The following is a 22,068-nucleotide window of genomic DNA, read 5'->3' as shown; positions in this document are numbered from 1 at the left end:
GCTGATGCGGCCGGACCGCGTAGCGGCCTTCTGCAAGGCCTTCATCCAGGAATGGAACCGGGCGCAGGTGGAAGCCTCGGCGGAGACGGAGGTCTGGAAGCGCGAACTGCAGGGCATCCAGCGGAAGCTCGACAACCTGGTCGAGGCCATCGCGGACGGCGTGCGGGGCCCCGGCTTGCAGCGCAAGCTGGACGACCTTGAAGAGCGCAAGCAGCAGTTGCTGGCGGCGCTGGAAGACCAGCCCGCTCCCGCACCGGCGCTGCATCCCAACCTTGCCGAGGTGTATGCCAAGCGGGTCAGCGTGCTGCGTACCGCGATGGAGGGACGTACCGAGCCGGAGGTGCTGGAAGCGGCCCGTGCGCTGGTCGACAAGGTCATCATCGGCCCCGGGCAGGGGCCAGATGACCCGCCGGAAATCCAATTGGTGGGGCGCCTGACCGAGATGCTCCAGGCCGGCGGCGCAGACTTGCGCCAGGAGGACGCCGTCGCCACCGGCGTCCTCCAAGCTATGGCTTCAAGTTCGGTAAAAGGGGACACAGGGGGCGGCGCCCCTCCGGCGCGTCACGCGGCCCTGACGGCCTTCAGGAACCCATCCGCCCGTTCCCGCAACGTCGCCGCATCCCCCGACAGCGCGCCAGACGCCTGCAACACCGCCCCCGCCGACCCGCCGGTCGCGTCGGCCGCCGCGCGAATGCCCTCGATGCGCTGCGCGACCGTGCCCGTGGCTTCCGCCACCTGGGCGGCGGACCGCGCGATCTCGCGCGTCGTCGCCCCCTGTTCCTCGACCGCGGCGGCGATGGCGGTGGCGATGTCGGAGGTGCGGTCGACCGTCGTGCCGATGGCGCGGATGGCGTCCACCGCCTGGTTGGTCGCGTGCTGCATCTCGCTGATCTGGCGGCCGATCTCCTCGGTCGCCTTGGCGGTTTGGCCGGCGAGGTTCTTCACCTCGGAGGCCACCACGGCGAAGCCCTTGCCGGCCTCGCCGGCGCGCGCCGCCTCGATCGTCGCGTTCAGCGCGAGAAGATTGGTCTGCCCCGCGATCTCCCCGATCAGCCGGACGACGTCGCCGATGCGCGAGGCCGCCTCGGCCAGGCCGCGCACGGTGGAATCGGTAGCCTTGGCCTCGGCGACGGCGCGGCGGGCGACATCGGCGGCCTCGGCGACGCGCCGCGTGATCTCCTCGACCGAGGCAGCCATCTCCTCGGCGGCGGCGGCGACCGCCTGGACATCGGCATTGGCCTGCATGCCGGCCTCGGAGACGGCGACCGCCTCGCGCCCTGCTTCCGCCGCAGCATCGGTCAGGGTGCGCGCGGCGTCCTGCAGCTGCCCGGCCGAGGTCGCGACGGAATCCACCACCGCGCCGATATCGGCCTCGAAAGTGTCGGCGAGGCGCGCCTGCTCGGTCACGCGGTGCCAGGCGAGCATGGCACCGACATACTGCCCCGCCGTGTCGCGCAGCGCCGAGACATTGAGGTCGAGCGTCTCCGGCCCGATCACCACGCGGGCGCGGTGCGGCAGGTTCGCGGGATCGGCCAGCAGCGCCTGGATGCGCCCGGGCTGCTTGTGGAAGACGTCGATGCTCTGGCCGACCATCGTATCGACCTTGGTCGCCAGATGGTCCTTCAGGGACCGGATCAGCTCCTGCGAGTAGCTGTTGGCATAGGTGATGCGGAAGCCGTCGGCGGGATCGGCGACGGATACGCCGATCGGCATCTGCTCGATCATCTGGCCGCGGCTGAAGGCTTCCCGCACCGTGACGCGCAGATCCTCCACCGCGTCGGCGATGCGGCCGATCTCGTCGCGGCGGCCGCGGTCGGTGACGGTGACGGCGGTCTCGCCGGACGCGATGGCGCCAATCGTGCCCGCCATGCGACGCAGTGGCGCGCCGACTGTGCGCGCCAGCGCCCAGGCCGACAGCAGCAGCACCAGCGCGATCGCGCCCGCCGCGAAGGACACCAGCCGAGTCTGGTGCGCGAGCGCCGCCTCCACCGCCGCGCCCGCCTCCATGTCGAAGGCATGCAGCCGTGCACTGGCGGCGCTGACGGCGGCGACCAGCGCCTCGCGCGCCGGGGCCGCGCGTTCGGTGGTGAAGGTCCGTAGCGCGTTGCCGCGCTCGATCGTCGCGATCGCGCCTTCGGCCGCCTGCTCGGCGATGCGGCCGATGCGTTCCAGTTCTTCCTTCACCCGGGCCTGCGCGCCGGCGGTCGAGACGGCGCCGCGCAGATGCACGCGCGACTGCGCCGCCGCGCGCCGTGCACGCTGCGCCTGGCCGGCATCGCCCGTCGCCAGGTAGCGCAGGGTGGAGGCGCGCATGTCGTTGGCACCCTGGTGGAAGGCGATGAAGCGCGTGCGCGCATCCTCCCGCGCCTCTCCGGCCAGGTCGAATTCGATCGCCGCGTTGGCGCCCTCGAAGGCCTGGTCGTATTCCGAGGCGCGGGCGAGGAAGGCCTGGTCACGCGCGGCGATGATGCCGGCGCGCTGCTCCGCCTGGTCGCGGATCGCCGCGGCGTAGGCGGCGGCGGCCTCGACCAGCCGCGCCAGCAGGGCGGAGACGCTGTCTTCCCCGGCGTCGGCGGCGGCGCGGCGCGCCAGCGTGGCGGTGGCGTCGAGCGCGGCCAGCGCACCGTCGCGCGCCGCCTCCACCTCCGCGAGCTGGTTCGCCGCCAGCATCGCCTGCACGCGCGACGGTGCCTCGGCGGCGGTGCTCATCGCCTCGGTCAGCAGGGCCGCCGCTTCCCCGAGCCGTTCCTGCCGCGCCATCGTGTCCGACAATTCGCGCCCGGTCAGGGCGACGGTGCCGACGACGCCACCCAGCATGGCAAGGGCAAGCAGGCTTGCGGTCAGCAGCTTCAGGCCGACCGAGAGATTGAGGAAGGCGCGCATGGGGGCCTCATGGACGAAGGGTCCCCCATTCTCGCCGCCCGGCCTTAAGCGGCCGTGAAGCGCTCGGCCTCCCGGTCCCGCCAGCGCCGGCCGGCCAGCAGGAAGCCGACGACCACCAGCACCGAGCTGCCGCCATGCCACAGCAGCACCATCAGCGCGGCATCAAGATGATGGAACAGCGACAGCCCCGCCGCTGACAGCGCAGCCCCCGCCAGCCCGCCGAGTGCCGCCACCGGCACCGGCCGGATCGGCCCCGCATAGCGCAGCATCCACACCATCGAGGCCGCCAGCGGCACGCCCATCAACACGATGAAGCGGAAGCAGCCCCAGGAGGTACCGAGCGCCAGCGCCTCCGGCCCCATCCGCGTCATGTCGGCCAGGCAACCCATGCCGAGGCTGCCGCCCCAGGCGATCGCGGTCGGCAGCGGCAGCAGCGCCCAGCGCTCCGACCGGTCGGGCAAGGACAATTCGAAGGCCGCGATCGCCGCCAGCACGCCGGTCGCCACCGCGAAGGCGAATTGCGCGACCTCATGCGGGCGGGACATCCGTTCCATCAGGTCATGGCGCGGCCCGAAATAGATCACGAAGCCCGCCACCAGCAGCAGGGCAAGCCCGATCCACAGCGCGGCGCGAAGCGCGGGCGGCGGCAGGCGGCGGACCGGGCGCAACTCGGCGGCGAGCTGGCCGATCAGGTCATCGGTCCTCACGGCGTATCCTCCCCGCCCAGGCGGCGGCGCAGCGTCTTCAGCGCGCGATGGGTGGCGACCTTCAGCGCGCCGACCGACAGGCCCGAACGGCGGGCGGCCTCGGCAAGCGGCAGGTCCTCGAGCTTCGCGAGCCGCAGGGCGGTGCGCTGGCTTTCGGGCAGTTGGGCGACGGCCTCGCGCAGCTGGCGGCCGGCGATGCGGTCCTCGCCGGTCTCGCCATCCGGCGCGGCCAGGCTTTCGGCATGGTCGTCGATCGGGCTTTCGCGCCCCACACTGCGGCCGCGGCGGCGCAGCCGGTCGATGCTGCGGCGCTCGGCGATGGCGACGATCCAGGGGCGCAGCGGGCGGGTGGGGTCGTAGGTGGCGATCATGCGATGGATGGTCAGCAGCGTGTCCTGCACGGCGTCCTCGGCCTCATGCGCGTCGCGGATGCGCCGGCGGGCCACGGCGCGCAGCAGCGGCAGGCAATCGCGCAGCAGCAGGTCATAGGCACGGGCATCGCCCGCCTGCGCGGCGACCATCCATGCTTCCCAACGGCCATCGCTGTCGCCGGCCACGGCGCGCCCCTCGCGTTGCGGACACAGCGTAGGACGGAGTGACTGCGCGATGAAGCGCAGCGTCGGCAGGGGGCAATGGGCGGTCGCGCTCATCGCGGCACCAGCACCGGCACCATCCGCCGGCGATCCATCAGCAGCGCCTGGCCGAGCAGGATGGCAATGCCTCCCGACGTCAGCGCCGGGTCCAGCCACCAGGCAGCAGGCGCCAGCCGGAAGGCAACCGTCACGCCCCAGGCCAGGAACAGCCCGGTGCGGAACACCTCGAGGCTGTGCCGCCCGGCCGCGGCCAGCGCCTGCGCCATGGGATGGTGCATCCAGGCCGCATTCTTCGGCACCAGCACGGCGAACAGATAGGCCAGCGCCAGCGCATGCAGCAGCGCGACCGGCCCGAGATGCGTCTTGCCCGCGAGCGTCCAGATCAGCCCGATATCGAGCGCCGGATCGACACGGATCGCGATGCTGAGCGCGACGCCCGCGCCGATCAGCGCGGCCGCCGCCGCGACCGCCCTGGGGTGCCGTCGCACCGCCGCGCCGGTCAGCAGCGCCCGCCGGCCGAACCAGGCGCCCAGCATGAAGACGAACTGCCAGGCGAGCGGCTCAAGCCCCGTCGGCAACCAGGCCGGCCAGCGCCACAACCCGAACTGCACCCCGGCCCACAGCAGGGCAGGGGCGATCAGCGCCGCCGCGCCCACCCGCCCCGCCAGCCACAGGAAGCCCGGCAGCGCCAGCATGGACAGGATGAAGACCGGCAGGATGTCCATGTAGACGGGCATGTAGAGCAGCAGCGCCGCCCCCGGCAGCGCGACCAGCGGCTGGTCGGCCAGCATCCGCCAGGCCAGCCGGTCCACCTCGCCGGGCAGGGGGATGCCCATCTCGGCCCAGAGGATCAGCGCCCCGGTCATCAGGAACAGCAGCAGGTGGACCAGCCACAGCCGCCCCGCCCGGCGCCAGATGTCGCGCGCCGCGGCCGCCGCGCCGTCGCGATCGGCCTTCAGCGTATGGACCGAGGCGAGGACGAAGCCCGAGAGGAACAGGAACTGCTCGGAACTGTCCGACAGGCCCCAGGCGGCATGGATGCCGAAGGCGCCGAAGGCCGAGCCCACCGCATGGGCGCCGAAGATCGAGACCTGCAGCCAGCCGCGAAGGATATCAAGGCGCAGGTCCCGCGCCGGGCGGGCAAGCGGTCGGTGCGCGGCGGGGCGGGCCATGCGGCGTGTCTCTCCGGCGGGCCGGTGCGGCCGCCTTCCACCCCTGCCTTCGCCGTCCGCGACCCCCCGGTTACGCGGCGCAAAGCGATACGGGCGGCAGCGATGCTTGAGTCATGGTCGCGCGTCGTATCCCCTTGGTTTGGCACGCGGCCGCCCCACCAGCCCCGCGTGCCGATACGCCCGTCGAACGTGACGGGCGTATCGCCCCTTGCCGACTCGACCCCCGAGGCGACATGGATGGGTCGTGCTGCACCTCATCAAGCTCTCGGTCGGGCCGAAGGACGTCGCTGCGTTGGCGGCGCTGCAGAAGGAGCGGCTGCGCACCGACCCGCCGCTGCGTGCCTGGACGCGCATGTTCCCCAAGCGGATCGACGAGATCGCCGATGGCGGGTCGATCTACTGGGTGGTGGCCGGATTCGTCCGGGTGCGGCAGCGCATCCTGGGCCTGCGGGAGGAGCAGTGGGACGACAACACCCCCTGCGCCGCCCTGTTGCTGGACCCCACCCTGGTCCCGGTCGAGGCACGGCCGATGAAGCCCTTCCAGGGCTGGCGCTACCTGAAGCCGGAAGAAGCCCCGGCCGATGTCGCGACCGGCCGGCCGGTCGCGCGCGGCCTCGACCAATTGCCGCCGGGGCTGCGGCGCGACCTCGCGGAACTCTGCCTGATCTGAGGCGGTCGGTTGCGCCGATGCCGGCCCTGGGCCGTTGCGAATTTGGCACAATGGCGGCGTCGCAAGGCATCCCGTGCGGTTGTAGTCAAGATTCCAATACAACCAGGAAGCGTTGCAGTTTATTAAGGTTCCTGCCACGCGGCTGAGAGGCGTGGCCTGCGAACCTCCGTTTGTCGCGGCGGCTTATTCCCGGCAGGCCGCTGCTCGACTGGCCTTGTTGCAAGACAGGGTCTTTGGCCCGGCTGGAGCAATCCAGCCGGGCCGATTTTATTTCAAACGACCGCCTTCGGCGTTCGTTTGACGCTTTCATGCCTCAAGCGCCGGCGCCGGCATCCGCCGGCTTGGCTTGCGCGCCGAGCACTGTTGCATTGGTGACCGCGGGCGGGTTGGGCGCGGTCGCGGGCTGTTCTACAGCTCTATGGCCGACGATGCTCCGCCTCTGCTTCCAACAGCGCCAGCAGCCCTTCGAGCAACTGCTCGGGTGAGGGCGGGCAGCCCGGGATCAGCAGGTCGACCGGCAGCACCGCGCCGACGCCGCCATGCACGGCGTAGGACCCCTTGAACACGCCGCCATCCACCGCGCAGTCCCCGGCCGCGACCACCCAGCGCGGTTCCGGCGTGCAGGCGAGCGCGCGTTCCATCGCCTCGGCCATGTTGCGGCAGGCCGGGCCGGTCACCAGCAGCACATCGGCATGCTTGGGCGAGGCGACGAAGCGCAGCCCGAATCGCTCGAGGTCGTAGGCGACGTTCTGCAGCGCGTTCACCTCCAACTCGCAGCCATTGCAGGACCCGCTGTCCACCTCCCGGATCGCGAGGCTGCGGCCGAGCCGCGCGCGCGCGGTTGCGGCCAGCCGTTCCGCCAGCGCGGCGACGGTCGGTTGCGGGATGGCCGGGGCGGGGTCGGTCAGTGGCCGGCCGACCAGGGCGCGGGCGAGACGGGGCCACAGCATCAGTCGCACTCCTGCGCGGTGCGTTCCATTGGAGGGGCGCTGCCCCTCCAAACCTCCCCGCCAAATGCGAGTGGCATTTGGAATGCCGGGACCTGGCGCCGGGCACCAAGTTGAGGTTTCCAAAGGCCCTTAGGCCTTTGGCGGGGAGGGTCCGGGAGGGGCAGGGCCCCTTCCGGTTCCGCGCTCGCCCGCATCACAGATCCACCCCCGAATAGGAGCAATTGAACGATTTGTTGCACAGCGGGAAGTCGGCGACGATGTTCCCCTCGATCGCCGCTTCCAGCAGCGGCCATTGCAGCCAGGACGGGTCGCGCAGGAAGGCGCCGCGGATCTGCCCGCCCTCATCCAGCCGCACCCAGGCGAGGCATTCGCCGCGGAAGCCCTCGATCAGCGCGCTGCCTTCGCCTGCGCCGGCTGGAAGCGTCACCAACGTCTCGCCCGAAGGCAGCTCGGCGAGCAGGCGGCGGACCAGCGTGATGGAGGTGAGCAACTCCGCGACGCGCACGCGCACCCGGGCATCGACATCGCCGCCGCTCTCCGCCGCGACCGGCGGCAGCAGCCAGTCATAGGGCGCGTAGCCAGGCCGCAGCCGCGCATCGAAGGCGCGGCCCGACCCGCGCCCGACGAAGCCGCCGGCGGCAAAGCACCGCGCAAATTCGGGATCGAGGAAACCGGTGCCGACGACGCGATCCTGCAGGCTGGCATGGCTGTCATAGACGCGCAGCAGCGAGGGCACCTCCGCTTCCACCGCCGCCAGCGCAGCGAGGATCGCCTCCGCCCCGCCGGGCAGGAGGTCGGGTGCGACGCCACCGGGCAGGATGCGGTCCATCATCAGCCGGTGGCCGAAGGCCGCCGCGCAGGCGCGCAGCACACCCTCGCGCAGGAAGCCGCAGCGGGCGTGAGGGAAGGCGAAGGCGGCGTCGTTGCAGACGAAGCCCCAGTCGTTGAGGTGGTTGTGGATGCGTTCCAGCTCGGCCATCACCGCGCGCAACGCGACGGCGCGCGGCGGCACCGCGACGCCGAGCGCGGCTTCGGCGGCGGCCGCGAAGGCCCAGCCGAAGGCGACGGTGGAATCGCCCGACAGCCGCGCGGGGAAGGCGGCCGCCGCGCGCGGCGACTTGCCCAGCATCAGCGACAGCGTGCCCTTGTGCTTGTAGCCGAGCCGCGCCTCCAGCCGGACCACCACCTCGCCCTGGATGTGGAAGCGGAAATGGCCGGGCTCGATGACGCCGGCATGGATCGGGCCGACCGGGATCTGGTGGATGCCCTCGCCCTCGACAGGCAGGAATTCCGGCTGGGCTGGCTCGGCGCCGGGCATGGCGAGCGGCGCGGCGGACATCGGCCCGGCCACTTGCCAGCGGCCGTGATCGAGCCAGGGGCGGAGGTCCACCGCATCCTCCGCGACCAGGCCCCAGAGATCGCGGATCATGCGTTCGAAGCGGATCGCGCCGGGACGCGCGGGGGACAGTGCGGCGTAGCGGCCGGCCTCGGCGGGGGCGGAGGCGAGCAGCACGGCGCCCGCGGCTTCGTCGAGGACGGCGGCATGGACCATGCCCGGTTCGGCCCAGAGCGCGAGCAGGGCGAGGCCAGGTTCCGCCGCGAGCGCCACGGGTAGCAGCGACCAGGCTTCGGCGGTCAGCAGGAAGCGTTCATGCGGCACCGCGCCTTGCGGAGCGCCAGCGCGGATGATGGCGATGGCGCTCATCCGATCACCCTTGCCGCAGCCATCAGCATCGCCGCGAGCCCTGCCGGCATGGCGATGCCGAGGGCCGCTGCCATCGCGAGATGCAGCCAGAGCGGTGCCGCTGCCGCGGCCTCCCGCCAGCCATCCAGTGCGTCCGCGGCATCAGGCGTCGGCGCGCCGAAGCACAGCGATTGCAGCACGGTGATCAGCGCGGCGAGCGCGATGATCATGCCGATCGCGAGCGGAATGGCGAGGAAGGGGATCTCCGCCGCCGCCACCGAGAACAGCCGGAATTCCGAGGCGAACAACAGGAAGGGCGGCATCCCCGCGATCGCCGCGATGGCGATGGCGAGCCCCCAGCCGAGTGCCGGATGCGTCGCCACCAGCCCGCCGATATCGGCGATCTTCTGGCTGCCCTTCACCTGCGCGGCGCGGCCCACGCCGAAGAACACCGCGCTCTTTACCAGCGAATGGCCGATCAGGTGCAGCAGCCCCGCGAGGTTCGCCGCCGCCCCGCCCAGGCCGAAGGCGAAGGCGGCGATGCCCATGTGTTCGATGCTCGACCACGCGAAGAAGCGCCGCGCGTCGCGCCGCCGCCACAGCGCCAGCGAGGCGAGCAGCACGGAGGCAAGGCCGAGCGCCAGCAGGAACGGCCCCGGCGCGATCGCGTCCGGATGCGCGCCGACGATCGCCTTGGCCCGCAGCACTGCGAGCATCGCCGCGTTCAGCAGCAGCCCCGACAGCACGGCGGAGATCGGCACCGGCCCTTCCGCATGCGCATCCGGCAGCCAGGAATGGAGCGGCACGAGGCCCGCCTTGGTGCCGTAGCCCAGTAGCAGGAAGGCGAAGGCGAGGTTCAGCGTGTTCGGGTCGCAACGCGAAGCGACACGCATCAGCGCGGCCCAGGACAGGCCCGTCTCCTCGGTCAGCAGGGGCTGTGCGGCCAGGTACAGCACGATGGTGCCGAACAGCGCGAGCGCGATGCCGACGCCGCAGAGGATGAAGAACTTCCATGCTGCCTCGAAGGCCGCCGGCGTGCGGTGGACCGCGACCATGGAGACGGTGGCGAGTGTCGCGATCTCGATCGCCACCCACATCACGCCGAGATTGTCGGCGAGCAGGGCGAGCAGCTGCGCCCCCATGAAGACCTGGTAGGCGGCGTGGTAGGCGCGGATGCGCCAATGGTCGAAGCCTTCCTGGTCGAGCGTGGCCGCCGAGAAGACCGCGGTGGTCAGCCCGACGAAGCCGGTGACCAGCAGGAAGGGCAGGTTCACGGCGTCGGTGTGGGTCCAGCCATGCTGCTCGAAGGGCAGGGCCGCGAGCGCTGCGGCCAGCAGGAAGGTCCCGGCGCTGACGGCGGCGTTCGCCATCGTCGCGTGGCGCAGGTTCGGGATCGCCGCCAGCGCCACGGCACCCGCCCAGGGGAAGAAGACGATCGCCCATTGCAGGGGCATCAGCGACGCTCCCCGCGATGTTCTTCCAGGCTGCCGGTGTCGAGCGTGTCGAAACGCTCGCGGATCTGGAAGGCGAAGACGGCGGCGACGACGGCGACCATCAGCACCAGCGCGGCGGTGGACAGCTCCACCACCAGCGGCATGCCCGCGACGCCAACGGCGGCGAGGATCAGCCCGTTCTCCAGCGACAGCAGCCCGATCACCTGGCTGATGGCGTTGCGCCGCGTGATCATCATCAGCATGCCGAGCAGCACGACGGACATGGCAAGCGCGAGGTTCTCCCGCGCCAGCGCGCGCGCGCCCTCGGTCGCCGGCAGCGCCACCAGGATCGACAGGCCGACCAGCGCGACCCCGGCGATCATCGACGGGCCGATGCCAAGGGCGGTTTCCACCGTGCGATGCAGCCGCATCTCCCGCACCAGCCGGTGCAGGGCGAGCGGGATCAGCACACCCTTCACCCCGAAGGCGAGCAGCGCGGTCAGGTAAAGCCCCGGCGCGCCCTGCGCATGCGCCGCCCAAGCCGCGGCAAGGGCCAGCAGCGTGCCCTGCATCGCGAAGGCGTTGATCACCGCGCCGATGCGCCGCTGATAAAGCAGCACGAAGGACAGCAGCAGCACCGCGCCGCCGAGCAGGTGCGACAGGTCGTAGGTGAGCTGACCGAACCTCATGTCAGCCCCGTCGAGACAAACAGCAGCACCGCGCCGAGCAGCCCGAGCAGCAGTGCCGCGCCGAGGAATTCCGGCACGCGGAAGACGCGCATCTTGGCGATCGCGCTCTCGAAGGCGGCAAGGCCGAGCGCGAGCCCGCCCATCTTCACCGCCCAGGCCAGCAGCCCGACCACCCACAGATGCGGCGCCGAGCCGGCCGGCGCCTGGCCGAGCGGCAGGAACACCGCCGCCAGCAGCGCGAACCACAGCAGCAGCCGCAACTGCGCCGCATAGTCCCACAGCGCGAGGTGCCGGCCGGAGGCTTCGAGGATCATCGCCTCATGCACCATGGTCAGTTCGAGATGCGTCGCGGGATTGTCCACCGGGATACGCGCATTCTCGGCGATGGCGACGGCGAGCAGCGCGACGAGGGCGAGGCCGAGCGAGACCCGCAGGCCAAGCCCACCCTCCCGGAACGCGCCCGCGATGGCGTCGAGGTTCGTCGTGCCGGCCAGGATCGCGAGCGTCAGCGCCGCGACCACCAAAGCGGGTTCGGCGAGTGCCGCGAAGGACATCTCCCGCGCTGCGCCGAGCCCGCCGAAGGGCGTGCCGACATCCATCCCGGCGAGCGCCATCGCGACGCGCCCAACCGCGAGCAACCCTGCCACAAGGATCAGGTCCGACAGTGGCGCGAGCGCCATGCCCCGCGCGAAGGAAGGCACCAGCGCCGCCGCCGCCACCGCCGCGCCGGCGGCGAGATAGGGTGCGGCGACCGACACGGCCGAAGCGTTCTCCGCCAGCACCGGCCGCTTGCGCAGCAGCTTCAGGAGGTCGCGCAGCGGCTGCAGCGGATGCGCGCCGCGCCGTCCCATCATCCGCGCCTTCAGCCAGCGCACCACGCCGGTCAGCAACGGTGCCGCCGCCAGCAGCAGCGCGATGTGCAGCAACTGCGACAGGAAGGACCAGACCACCGCCATCTCAGCGCGCTTCCAGCCAGACGAGCATGGCGAGCATCAGCACCACGGCGCCGAAGGTCAGGCCGAGGCATTGGCGGATCGACAGCCCGCGCAGCCGTTCCGCCTGGGCCGAGGCGGCATCGCGCCAGCGCGGCAGCGGGCCTTCCAGCGCGGTCAGCGCCGGGTCGGCGAAACCCGCCCGCAGTACCGCCGCGCCGGTCTCGCCGGGTGCCGGCATGGTGACATGCTCATGCGCGCCGAGCAGGCCGCCGCCGAGCATGCGCCGCAGCGGCTGGCTGAAGCCGGCGGCACTCGGCTGGCTGGCCGGGTCGCCGAAGGGCAGGTGCGGCGGAGCGGCGATGAAGCCGCAATCCCAGGCCGGGCCATGCACCACGCCGGGCGGCGCGCGCCGCCGCACCACCCAGACCGCGAGCCCGACCGCCCCGGCCAGCAGCAGCGCGACCGGCACCGGCCAGTAGCGCGCCCCACCTTCCGCCGCGCCGATGGCGAACCAACCGGCCCGCGGCGCACCCGTTCCAGCCATCAGGCGCAGCGCCGGTTCGGCCAGGTCCAGCATCGGTCCCGGCAGCAGCCCCAGCAGCAGCGTCAGTCCGGCCGGGATCAGCAGGGCGATGCTTGCGGCACCACGCTCGTCCTCCGCCCCCGCGGCGCGCGGCGTGCGCGGGCGGCCGAGGAAGACCAGCCCCCAGAAGCGCACCATCGCCGCCGCGGCCAGCGCGGCCGCCAGCGCGGCGAGCGCCGTGGCGGCGGCCACCCCCATCTGGAAGGCGATGTCGCCCACCCGCCAGGCGGCCAATAACGCCTGCAGCAGCAGCCATTCGGAGGCGAAGCCCGACAGCGGCGGCAGCGACGCCGCGGCCGCCACCCCGGCCAGCGCTGCCCAGGCAGTGACTGGCATGCGATGGATCAGCCCGCCCAGCCGGTCGATCCGGCGCGACAGCGCGCCATGCATCACCGCCCCGGCCACCAGGAACAGCAGCGTCTTGAACACCGCGTGGTTCATCGCGTGCAGCAGCGCCGCCCCCGCGGCGAGTGCCGCCAGCGCCGGCAGGTCCGCCCCGCGGAAGGCCAGCGCGAGGCCGAGCCCGATCGCGATCAGCCCGACATTCTCGATGGTCGAGCAGGCGAGCAGGACCTTGGTGTCCTCCTCGAGATTGGCGCGCAGCGCACCGATCACCGCCGATGCCGCACCGAGCGCGATCAGCGGCGCGCCGAGCCAGAAGGGCTGCGCCGGGCCCATCAGGTCGAAGGTGAAACGCGCGATCACATAGAGCGCGACCTTGGTCATCGCGCCCGACATCACCGCCGAGACATGGCTTGGCGCGGCCGGATGCGCGAGCGGCAGCCAGACATGCAGCGGCGCGAGCCCCGCCTTCGATCCTGCGCCGGCCAGCACCAGCGCCAGCACGGCGGCGGCGCGCCAGCCCTCGGGCGGTGCTTCGCGGAAGGCGGCGAAGGCGACATCCCCCGCGCCGCCCGCCAGCACGCCGCAGGCGAGGACAAGCGACAACCCGCCGAACCCAGCGAAGCCGAGATAGAGGCGCGCCGCGCGGCGATTGTCCGGATCCTCATGGTCGTGGGCGACGAGCACCCAGGAGGCGAGGGACATCGCCTCGAAGCCCAGCAGCAGGGTGAAGCCATCCGCGGCGATCAGCGTCAGCACCATGCCCGCGAGGAACAGCGGATAGGGCACCAGGCGCCGCGGCGCCTGCGGCCCATTCTGGCCGCCGAAGGCGAAGAGCGATGCCGCGCCGCCGGACACGCCCAGTATCACCACGAACCATGCGGACAGCCCGTCCAGCGCCACCCGCGCCGAACCCCAGGGCGGACCGAAGGGCAGGTCCAGCGCCTCGGCTCCGCCGAGCAGGCCGCCGATGCCGCCGACGGCGAGCAGCACCGAAGCCGCGGTGCAGGCGCCGAGCACGGCGCGGCCGCCAGCCTCGTGCCGCGCCACGACGGGCGCGATGGCGGCAAGCGCCAGCAGGCCGGCAATCACCAGCAGCAGCAGGCTCAGCATGGGTCGGCCGAGTCGCGTGTCACGCGGCGAGGATACCCCCCGAGGCCCCTGAGGGAAGGGTGACGCGCCGACAACCATTGCGTGAAGAAAGGGTCACTTTGTGCTTTGATCCTGATCGTGTTACCGGCCGCCGGCCTCGGCCGGGGCATGCGCGCAATTGCGTCTGGGCAACGACCAAGAACAGGGTACGCCAGTGGAACGTCGTCATATCGTGGCCGGCACAATCGTTGGCGCCGGCTCGACTCTTGCTGCCCCCGCGATTGCGCAGACGATGCCCGAAGTGCGCTGGCGATGCGCTTCCTCCTTCCCGCGCCTGCTCGACACAATCTACGGCGCCGGCGAGCATGTCTGCCGCCGCGTCGCGGCGCTGACGGACAACAAGTTCCGCATCCAGATCCACCAGGCGGGCGAACTGGTCCCGGGCCTCGCCACCGTGGATGCGGTGCAGAGCGGCAACATCGAGTGCACCCATACGGCGTCGTACTACTTCGTCGGCAAGGACCCGACCTTCGCGCTCGATGGCACGATCCCCTTCGGCTTCAATTTCCGCCAGATCAATGCCTGGCTGCAGGCCGGCGGCGGGCGCGACGTGCTGAAGGACTTCTTCGCCGGCTACAACATCGTCAGCATCCCCGCGGGCAATACCGGCGCGCAGATGGGTGGCTGGTTCCGTCGCGAGGTCCGCACGGTCGAGGACCTGCGCGGCCTGAAGTTCCGCATCGGCGGCTTCGCCGGCAATGTGCTGACCAAGCTCGGCGTGGTGCCGCAACAGATCGCCGGCGGCGACATCTATCCCGCGCTGGAACGCGGCACGATCGACGCCGCCGAATGGGTCGGGCCCTATGACGACGAGAAGCTCGGCTTCAACCGCGTCGCGCCCTTCTACTACTTCCCCGGCTGGTGGGAGGGCGGGCTCAACCTGTCCTTCATGGTCAACAAGGCGAAGCACGACGAGCTGCCGCAGATCTACAAGGACGCTCTCGAAAGCGCCTGCCGCGACGCGACCATCGAGACCATCGCGAAGTACGACACGCAGAATCCCCTCGCGCTGCGGCGCCTGGTCGCGGCGGGCACCCAGCTCAGGCCGTTCCCGCGCCCCGTGATGGAGGCCTGCTACCGCGCGGCCTTCGAACTCTACGCCGAGACCTCCGCGACCAACGCGAACTTCAAGAAGGTGTGGGACCACATGCGCGCCTTCCGCGACCTGCAGCTGCAGTGGTTCCGCGTGGCGGAGAACACCTACGACAGCTTCGTCTACGCCATGCATGCGACCGAGGGGCGGCGCTGAGCCGCCGCGGGCCGCAGGGGGGATTTGCATGAGGCCGCTGCTTGCCTTCAGCCGCGGGGTGGACGCGATCAGCGCCGCCTTCGGCCGCATCGCGGACTGGATGGTCCTCGCATCCTGCGCGATCAGCGCGGGCAATGCGGCGGTCCGCTACGGGTTCTCGATGTCCTCCAACGCCTGGCTCGAGGTGCAGTGGTACCTCTTCGCCGGCGTGGTCATGCTCGGCGCTTCCTACACGCTGGAGCGCAACGAGCATGTCCGCGTCGATCTCGTCTATGGCAGCGTCGGGCCGCGCGTGCGGCTGTGGATCGACATCTTCGGCCTCATCTTCTTCCTGCTGCCCGCCATGGCGCTGCTGGCCTGGATGACCTGGCCGTTCTTCTGGGATTCCTGGGTGCGCGGGGAAGGGTCGCCCAATGCCGGCGGGCTGATCCGCTGGCCGGTGAAGCTCGTGCTGCCGCTCGGCTTCCTGCTGGTGACGCTGCAGGGGCTTTCCGAACTGGTGAAGCGCATCGCGGCACTCGCGGGCATCGCGCCCGACGCGGCGCACCTCGCCGAATACCACCGGCCGGAGCAGTAAGACCGTGCTGACACTTGAAATCATGCCGCCGCTGATGTTCGGCGGCCTGGTCGTCTTCCTGCTGATGGGCTTCCCGGTGGCGTTCTCGCTGTCCGCGGTCGGGCTGTTCTTCGGCTTCGTGTCGATCGAGATGGGCTTCTTCACCACCGCCTATCTCGGCAACCTGCCGCTGCGCGTCTTCGGCATCCTGTCGAACGACCTGCTGCTGTCGATCCCGTTCTTCACGCTGATGGGCGCGATCCTGGAACGATGCGGCCTGGCCGAGGACCTGCTGGAAGGCACCGGGCAGCTGTTCGGCAAGGTGCCCGGCGGGCTCGCCTATGCCGTGATCCTGGTCGGCGCGGTGTTGGGTGCCATCACCGGCACGGTGGCGGCATCGGTCATCGCGATGGGCATGATCTCCCTGCCCATCATGATGCGCTACGGCTACGACATGCGCATCGCGACCGGCGTGATCGCGGCATCGGGCACCATCACGCAGGTCATCCCGCCTTCGCTGGTGCTGATCGTGCTGGGCGACCAGCTCGGCAAGTCGGTCGGCGACATGTATGCCGGCGCGATCGGGCCGTCCTTCCTGCAGGTCTTCCTGTTCCTCGCCTTCATCGCGGGCGTGTCGTTCTTTGCCCCGCACAAGATGCCGCCGCTGCCGCCCGAGGCGCTGGCGCCGCGCGGCTGGTCGCTGTGGTGGCGTGTGCTGAAGGGCATGGTGCCCTCGATCGTGCTGATCTTCCTCGTGCTCGGCACCATCTTCATGGGGCTCGCCACGCCGACGGAAGCCGGCGCGATGGGCGCGGTCGGCGCCGTGGTGCTGGCGGTGATGAACGGCCGCTACAGCTGGAAGCTGCTGCGCGAGGCGATGTCGAACACCATGCGCATCACCGCCATGGTCATCTTCATCCTGATCGGCGCGACGGTGTTCTCCCTGGTGTTCCAGGGCGTGGATGGCAGCCACTGGATCGAATACCTGCTGTCGCACCTGCCCGGCGGCCAGACGGGCTTCCTGATCTTCGTCAACGTCTTCGTCTTCTTCCTGGCGTTCTTCCTCGACTTCTTCGAGATCGCCTTCATCGTCATCCCGCTGCTGGCACCCGCGGCGGCGAAGCTGGACATCGACCTCGTCTGGTTCGGCGTGCTGCTGTGCATCAACATGCAGACGTCCTTCATGCACCCGCCCTTCGGCTTCGCGCTGTTCTACCTGCGCGGCATCGCGCCGAAGGAAGTGCTGAGCCGCGACATCTACTGGGGTGCGATCCCCTGGGTCGGGCTGCAATTGCTGCTGGTCATCATCGTCATCGCCTGGCCCGAGAGCGTGACCTACTGGATCGACCGCGGCTCGGGGGTGGACCCGTCCACCGTGCGCATCGATGTGCCGATGCCCGACAGCACCGAGGAGCCGGAGGTGCCGGTCTTCCGATAGGGCCGGCCTGACCCGGGGTGGGTTTCGCTCGCCCCGGTGGATCAGAGCATCGCCAGCGACCGCTTCCGGGCAGGCGGCGCGAAGCCGGCATCCAGCGTCGCGAGGTCTTCGGCCGTCAGCGCGATGTCCCGCGCCGCGGCGTTCAGCCGTACATGGGCCGGGTCGGCCGCCTTGGGGATGCTGATCACATTCCCATCCCGCAGCGTCCAGGCGATCGCGACCTGCGCGGGCGTGGCGCCATGCCGCGCGGCGACCTCGGCCAGCGCCCTGTGCCGCAGCATCCGCCCGCCCTGGCCGACCGGCGAATAGGCCATCACCGGCATGCGGTGCCGCGCGCAGAAGGGCAGCAGGTCGAATTCCACGCCGCGGTGCTCCAGGCTGTAGAGCACCTGGTCCGTCGCGCAATCCGCCAGTGCCGCGCCCAGTTCCTCAAGATCGTCCACGTCGCAGTTGGACACGCCCCAATGGCGGATCTTGCCGGCGCGCTTCAGCGCCTCGAAGGCTTCGACCGTCTCGGACAGCGGCACCGATCCGCGCCAGTGCAGCAGGTACAGATCGATCGTCTCGACCCGCATGCGCTTCAGGCTGCGCTCGCAGGCGGCGACCGCGCCGCGGCGCGACGCATTGTGCGGATAGACCTTGGAGACGAGGAAGACGCCGTCGCGCCGCCCGGCGATGGCGTCGCCGACGACCTCCTCCGACCCGCCCTCGGCATACATCTCGGCGGTGTCGATCAGCGTCATGCCGAGATCGAGACCAAGACGCAGTGCATCGGCTTCCTGCGCGCGGGCGCGCGCATTCTCCCCTATGTGCCAGGTGCCCTGGCCGAGGGCCGGGATGGGCGTGCCGTCGGGCAGCTTCGGCATGGCGGATGTCTCCCTGGGGTGTCGCGGAAGGCTACCCCGGGGAGGCCGGGTTGTTGAGGCGCGGCGCGTCATGACGCGATTGCGAAGCATTCGCAATTAAGGCTAGACAGATGGCCCGCAAGATGAGGTCGCGCATCCATGGGTCATGTCCTGCCGTTCCCCCGCCTGGCACCCCCCTGGCCGAGCCGGGTCGAGGCGCTGGAATCGGGCCCCGCCCTGGTGCTGACGGCCTGCATCCGCCCCTGGGTGGCCGCGGCGCGGCGCAAGCTGGACCCGCTGCCGCCGGTGATCGCGGCACTTGAGGAATCCTGGGCGCCCCAGGCCGCCGGGCTGTCCGCCCATGCGTTGATGCATGGCATCGCCCTGCAGGCCACCCGCGTCGTCGAGGTCGGCTGCCCGGCCTGCCCGGGCATCACCACCGACGAGATGCTGTTGCTGCACGCGGTGGCCGAGGCATCGCTCGGCGCGGATCATCCGGCACAGGGCCTGGCGGAGTTCGTGAACGAGGCGGCACTGGTCTTCCTCGATCCGCCGCTGATCGGCCTGGCGCGGCGGCTCGATGCCGAGGGCTGGCATTTCCGCCCCAGACGTGCACCGGGGGCCGCGCCCTTCGGCGCGACCCCCTGGCTGCATTGACGCCGCGTGATCAGTCCGCGGCGACCTCGACCATCACCAGCTCCGCATCCTCCGTCGCGGTGATGGTCACCGCGGCCTCGTCGCGGATCGCGATGCCGTCGCGGGCGTTGGCGGCGGCCCCGTTCACCGTCACCGCGCCCTTGGCCGGCACGATGTAGGCGGCGCGGCCCTCCGCCAGATTCTGCACCAGCGACTGGCCCTTCTTCAGCGTCGCCGCCAGCACCGCGCCATCGACATTGATCGGCAGCGCGCCGTCGCCGGCATCGCCGGGCCGGCCCGATGCGAGCACCTCGAACCCCGCATCGCGCTTCTCCTTCGGGAACTGCTTGGCACCCCAGGACGGCTTCACGCCGCGACGGTCAGGCATGATCCAGATCTGGAAGATGCGCGTCGTCCCGGGCTCGAGGTTGTATTCGGCATGCACCACGCCGGTGCCGGCGGACATGATCTGCACGTCGCCAGCCTCAGTGCGGCCTTCATTGCCGAGGTTGTCCTTGTGGGTGATCGCACCCTCGCGGACATAGGTGATGATCTCCATGTCGCGATGCGGATGCGGGTCGAAGCCGGTGCCCGGGGCGATCTCGTCGTCGTTCCACACGCGCAGCCGGCCCCACTGGTCGCGATCCGGGTTGCGGTAGTGACCGAAGGAGAAATGGTGGTTGGCGTTGAGCCAGCCGAAATTGGCCTTGCCGAGGCTGGAGAAGGGGCGGATGTCGATCATGGGTCTGCTTCCGGTTCTCTGCGCCCGCCGGGGCGGGCTTCTGTTCGAGACGGAAGATGGTCCTCCACCGGGCCGCGCGCCACGGTTGGTGGATGATGGCGGCCATTCGCCGCGGTGATCGCCCTCGGTGCGCCGAAGGGATTGCCCGAGGGTGGAATCGCTCTCGCCGTGTTGGAGCGAGCATTGCCACCCGCCCGGATGATTCCACCCGGACGTGATCTGCCCTGGATCGGGGTGTTGTCGGGGGTCACTGCCGCGCTGCCCGCGATCGGCGGGGATCGCCCACGGACAGGAAGGGGCGCCACCTCAGCGGGACCGTGGCCGGCGCTGGTGGAGCCCTGACAGGCGCGAAGTCGCGTCGCGCCCGCCGGCTGTTTCAATGCCCCTGGAAGTTGGGCGCGCCGCGCCTCACCGGCACATCAGCACCGGTATTTCCGCATTCTCCAGCACATGCCGCGTCACCCCGCCGAGGATCAACTGGCGCAGCCGCGAATGCGAATAGGCACCCATGGTCAGCAGGTCGGCGCCGAAGTCGCGCGCGGCCCCGAGCAGCCCAGCCCCCACCTCCCGCGTCTGCGGCTTGAAGGGGACGATCTCGGCATTGATCGAGTGCCAGCGCAGATAGGCCTGCAGCCCTTCCGCCTTCGGCCCGCGCCGCTGGTATTCGTCCGAGCACAGGATCTGCACCGCCGATGCCTTGTGCAGCCAGGGCAGGGCGGCCGCGACCGCCGCCGCACTCTCAGCCGTGCCGTTCCAGGCGACGCAGACCCGCGTGCCGATGTCGAGCGGTGCGACACGCGGGGCGATCAGCACGGGCCGGCCGGAATCGAACAGGATGGCGTGCAGCGCGTCGCTGCTCGACACGTCCTCGCCCGCTTCCGGATGCGGCACGACGGCCATGTCGTACAACCGCGACTGCTGGGCGACGATGTCCTCCTCCCGCCCCGCGATCGCTTCGAAGGACAGGGTCGGCCCGCCGGTCTTGGCGGCGGTGTCGGGATTGTCGGCAAGCGTGACGCCGCCGAGGCCGGAGGTGAACTTGTCGAACAGCGACTTCACGCGATCGGCGCGCTCGCCGCTCTCCCGTTCGGTCGCGGCCATCATCTCCTCGATCATCGCGCCCGACAGGCCTTCGCCGGCCAGGGGGGCGACGTCGCGCGCATCGACGCGGACATGCAGGCAATGGACATGCGCGCCCCAGACGCGCGCGGTGATCAGCGCGGTGGCGAGTGCCGCTTCTCCGGCGGCGGTTCCCGTCAGCGGCAGCAGCAGCCGGCGATAGGCCATGGTGTAAAGCTCCCCTTCCTCGCTGCATCGTCGCCAGTCGAGATACGACACTAGCACACGGAACGATGGTCCATGCCAAGGGTTGCGCATGCGCGGCTTACGGCGCCGTCATCCGCCGCCACGCGATGCCAGGTGATGGGACCGGGATCGGTCGCAGCGGCGCGCTGCAGCACGGCCTCGGTCGCATCCGACGCATCGCCGCTGCGCCCGGCGATGCGTGCGCGCAGCGCCTCGATCGGGGCTTCCAGCCAGAGGCCGTCGAAGGGCTGGCCGGCATCCCGCGCCACCGCTTCCGCCGCGACGCGCTGCGCGGGGTCGAGGAAGACCGCATCGAGCACCACCGCCTGGCCGCCGGACAGCGCCGCTTCCGCCATGGCGAAGACTTCCGCATGCACGGCGCGGCTTACCGTTTCCTCATAGGCTTCGGGCGGCAGGCGCTGTTCGGGCGCGAGGCCGAAGCGGCGCTTGCGGGCCTCATCCGTGCGCAGCACCAGCGCGCCGGGGCAGCGGCCGAGGCCCGGGGCCAGCGCCCGCGCCAGCGTCGATTTCCCCGTCCCCTGCAAGCCGCCGATCGCGACGAGGCGCGGCGGCGCGGGATGCAGATGCATCTCGGCCGCGTCCAGCAGCGCGGCCCAGCCGTGCCCGCGCGCGCCTTCGACATGGGCGCGGATCATCGCCCGCATCGACAGCCAGAAGGGCATCCCCACCACGATCCCGGCATCGCCGGTTCGCGCGACATAGCGGTTCAGCACCCGGTTCGCCGCAGCACGGCCGTGGCGCAGGTCGAGATCCATCAGCAGGAAGGCGAGGTCGTAGCCGACATCGATGCGCGCCAGCGCTTCGTCGAATTCCAGCGCGTCGAACAGCGTCGGCCGGCCTTCCCACAGGCACAGGTTTCCCAGATGCAGGTCGCCATGGCAGCGCCGCACGAATCCCTGCGCGCCGCGCGCAGCAAGGGCCGGAGCAATGCGGCCGAGTTCCGTCCGCGCCGCAGCCGCCCATGCCTCGACCCGCGCCGCCGGGATGCCGGCCCGCAGCGCGGAGGGCACGTTGCCCTCAAGGATCGCCGCCATCACCGCCGGGGTGTCCACGCTGGCGCGTTCCGCCGCCTGGTGCATCGCCGCCACCGCATCCGCCACCGCATCGAACAGCACCGCGTCCGGCGCGACCCGGTCGAGGAAATCCGCCGCCGGTATGGGCGCCATGCGCAGCACCCACTCCACGGGTGGCCCATCGCCGCCCTCGCGCAACGCACCGTCCGGCCCGCGCGTCAGCGGCACCACGTCGCGGTAGATGCCCGGCGCATGGGGGTGGTTCAGTTCCAGTTCGCGCCGGCAGAACCGCTCGCGATCCTCGATGCGGCTGAAGTCGAGGAAGCCGAGCGCAACCGCCTTCTTCATCTTCCACGCCGTATCGCGGCCGACATAGACGGTCGAGACATGCGTCTCGACCGGCGGCGCGCCGGACAGGCGGGCAAGCAGGGCGGCGGCCTCGGCCTGCGCGGCGGGGATCATCGCCGCAT

At 71.1% G+C, this 22,068-nt stretch carries 19 protein-coding genes; 5 read left to right on the top strand and 14 right to left on the bottom strand.

Annotated features, from left to right (window positions below; translation table 11 throughout):
- Positions 1 to 561: 561 nt before the first annotated feature.
- The 4 genes from AC2YHJ_RS05870 to opgC are packed head-to-tail and all read right to left on the bottom strand — an operon-like array spanning position 562 to position 5,355.
- Positions 562 to 2,883 carry a methyl-accepting chemotaxis protein gene (locus AC2YHJ_RS05870; protein ID WP_487394599.1) on the bottom strand — a complete coding sequence of 774 codons (2,322 nt, stop codon included), beginning with the start codon at positions 2,881 to 2,883 and terminating at the stop codon, positions 562 to 564.
- Positions 2,884 to 2,927: 44 nt separating this feature from the next.
- Positions 2,928 to 3,590: an NrsF family protein gene (locus tag AC2YHJ_RS05865; RefSeq protein ID WP_487394598.1), complete on the bottom strand. Its 663-nt coding sequence runs from the start codon at positions 3,588 to 3,590 to the stop codon at positions 2,928 to 2,930.
- Positions 3,587 to 4,240, bottom strand: a complete 654-nt coding sequence (locus tag AC2YHJ_RS05860) for a sigma-70 family RNA polymerase sigma factor (protein WP_487394596.1) — start codon at positions 4,238 to 4,240, stop codon at positions 3,587 to 3,589. Before AC2YHJ_RS05860 ends, AC2YHJ_RS05865 begins: the two co-directional genes overlap by 4 nt.
- Positions 4,237 to 5,355, bottom strand: coding sequence for an OpgC domain-containing protein (gene opgC, locus AC2YHJ_RS05855; protein WP_487394595.1), 1,119 nt, complete (start codon positions 5,353 to 5,355; stop codon positions 4,237 to 4,239). The genes AC2YHJ_RS05860 and opgC overlap by 4 nt, the downstream gene beginning before the upstream one ends.
- 244 nt (positions 5,356 to 5,599) lie before the next feature.
- Here opgC and AC2YHJ_RS05850 point away from each other — a divergent pair, with 244 nt between their 5' ends.
- The gene (locus AC2YHJ_RS05850; RefSeq protein WP_487394594.1) at positions 5,600 to 6,025 is read left to right on the top strand and encodes a DUF1489 family protein; all 426 of its coding nucleotides are present in this window, start codon (positions 5,600 to 5,602) and stop codon (positions 6,023 to 6,025) included.
- Positions 6,026 to 6,441: 416 nt separating this feature from the next.
- Here AC2YHJ_RS05850 and AC2YHJ_RS05845 read toward each other — a convergent pair whose 3' ends face one another.
- The 6 genes from AC2YHJ_RS05845 to AC2YHJ_RS05820 all read right to left on the bottom strand — a co-directional run bounded on the left by AC2YHJ_RS05845 (position 6,442) and on the right by AC2YHJ_RS05820 (position 13,754).
- Positions 6,442 to 6,975 carry an NADH-quinone oxidoreductase subunit B family protein gene (locus AC2YHJ_RS05845; RefSeq protein WP_487394593.1) on the bottom strand — a complete coding sequence of 178 codons (534 nt, stop codon included), beginning with the start codon at positions 6,973 to 6,975 and terminating at the stop codon, positions 6,442 to 6,444.
- Between the two features lie 193 nt (positions 6,976 to 7,168).
- A complete protein-coding gene (locus tag AC2YHJ_RS05840) occupies positions 7,169 to 8,680 on the bottom strand; it encodes a hydrogenase large subunit (protein WP_487394592.1) in 1,512 nt (503 codons plus the stop codon).
- The gene (locus AC2YHJ_RS05835) at positions 8,677 to 10,113 is read right to left on the bottom strand and encodes a hydrogenase 4 subunit F (protein ID WP_487394591.1); all 1,437 of its coding nucleotides are present in this window, start codon (positions 10,111 to 10,113) and stop codon (positions 8,677 to 8,679) included. The genes AC2YHJ_RS05840 and AC2YHJ_RS05835 overlap by 4 nt, the downstream gene beginning before the upstream one ends.
- Positions 10,113 to 10,781: an NADH-quinone oxidoreductase subunit K gene (locus tag AC2YHJ_RS05830; protein ID WP_487394590.1), complete on the bottom strand. Its 669-nt coding sequence runs from the start codon at positions 10,779 to 10,781 to the stop codon at positions 10,113 to 10,115. The genes AC2YHJ_RS05835 and AC2YHJ_RS05830 overlap by 1 nt, the downstream gene beginning before the upstream one ends.
- Positions 10,778 to 11,737, bottom strand: coding sequence for a respiratory chain complex I subunit 1 family protein (locus AC2YHJ_RS05825; protein ID WP_487394588.1), 960 nt, complete (start codon positions 11,735 to 11,737; stop codon positions 10,778 to 10,780). The genes AC2YHJ_RS05830 and AC2YHJ_RS05825 overlap by 4 nt, the downstream gene beginning before the upstream one ends.
- A 1-nt stretch (position 11,738) precedes the next feature.
- The gene (locus tag AC2YHJ_RS05820) at positions 11,739 to 13,754 is read right to left on the bottom strand and encodes a proton-conducting transporter transmembrane domain-containing protein (RefSeq protein WP_487394587.1); all 2,016 of its coding nucleotides are present in this window, start codon (positions 13,752 to 13,754) and stop codon (positions 11,739 to 11,741) included.
- Between the two features lie 271 nt (positions 13,755 to 14,025).
- On the opposite strand from AC2YHJ_RS05820, the gene AC2YHJ_RS05815 reads away from it, so the two are divergent.
- Genes AC2YHJ_RS05815 through AC2YHJ_RS05805 form a run of 3 tightly spaced genes read left to right on the top strand, consistent with a single transcriptional unit; the run spans position 14,026 to position 17,036 of the window.
- Positions 14,026 to 15,042, top strand: coding sequence for a TRAP transporter substrate-binding protein (locus tag AC2YHJ_RS05815; protein WP_487394586.1), 1,017 nt, complete (start codon positions 14,026 to 14,028; stop codon positions 15,040 to 15,042).
- Between the two features lie 28 nt (positions 15,043 to 15,070).
- The gene (locus tag AC2YHJ_RS05810; RefSeq protein ID WP_487394584.1) at positions 15,071 to 15,619 is read left to right on the top strand and encodes a TRAP transporter small permease subunit; all 549 of its coding nucleotides are present in this window, start codon (positions 15,071 to 15,073) and stop codon (positions 15,617 to 15,619) included.
- A 4-nt stretch (positions 15,620 to 15,623) separates the two neighbouring features.
- Positions 15,624 to 17,036 carry a TRAP transporter large permease gene (locus tag AC2YHJ_RS05805; RefSeq protein ID WP_487394582.1) on the top strand — a complete coding sequence of 471 codons (1,413 nt, stop codon included), beginning with the start codon at positions 15,624 to 15,626 and terminating at the stop codon, positions 17,034 to 17,036.
- A 41-nt stretch (positions 17,037 to 17,077) separates the two neighbouring features.
- On the opposite strand, the gene AC2YHJ_RS05800 is transcribed toward AC2YHJ_RS05805, so the two are convergent.
- Positions 17,078 to 17,902: an aldo/keto reductase gene (locus AC2YHJ_RS05800; RefSeq protein ID WP_487394581.1), complete on the bottom strand. Its 825-nt coding sequence runs from the start codon at positions 17,900 to 17,902 to the stop codon at positions 17,078 to 17,080.
- Positions 17,903 to 18,040: 138 nt separating this feature from the next.
- On the opposite strand from AC2YHJ_RS05800, the gene AC2YHJ_RS05795 reads away from it, so the two are divergent.
- Positions 18,041 to 18,538, top strand: coding sequence for a hypothetical protein (locus AC2YHJ_RS05795; RefSeq protein WP_487394579.1), 498 nt, complete (start codon positions 18,041 to 18,043; stop codon positions 18,536 to 18,538).
- A 10-nt stretch (positions 18,539 to 18,548) separates the two neighbouring features.
- Here AC2YHJ_RS05795 and AC2YHJ_RS05790 read toward each other — a convergent pair whose 3' ends face one another.
- The 3 genes from AC2YHJ_RS05790 to AC2YHJ_RS05780 all read right to left on the bottom strand — a co-directional run bounded on the left by AC2YHJ_RS05790 (position 18,549) and on the right by AC2YHJ_RS05780 (position 22,060).
- Positions 18,549 to 19,259, bottom strand: coding sequence for a pirin family protein (locus AC2YHJ_RS05790; RefSeq protein ID WP_487394577.1), 711 nt, complete (start codon positions 19,257 to 19,259; stop codon positions 18,549 to 18,551).
- Between the two features lie 408 nt (positions 19,260 to 19,667).
- Entirely contained in the window at positions 19,668 to 20,546 is an 879-nt protein-coding gene (locus AC2YHJ_RS05785) for a universal stress protein (protein ID WP_487394576.1), read from the bottom strand.
- Positions 20,547 to 20,596: 50 nt separating this feature from the next.
- The gene (locus AC2YHJ_RS05780; protein WP_487394575.1) at positions 20,597 to 22,060 is read right to left on the bottom strand and encodes a bifunctional aminoglycoside phosphotransferase/ATP-binding protein; all 1,464 of its coding nucleotides are present in this window, start codon (positions 22,058 to 22,060) and stop codon (positions 20,597 to 20,599) included.
- Positions 22,061 to 22,068: the final 8 nt, after the last annotated feature.

This window comes from Roseomonas sp. SRI_022 (assembly GCF_057586215.1).
Note: the sequence above shows the minus strand (reverse complement) of the source record. Positions and strands in the feature narration are given on the sequence as shown.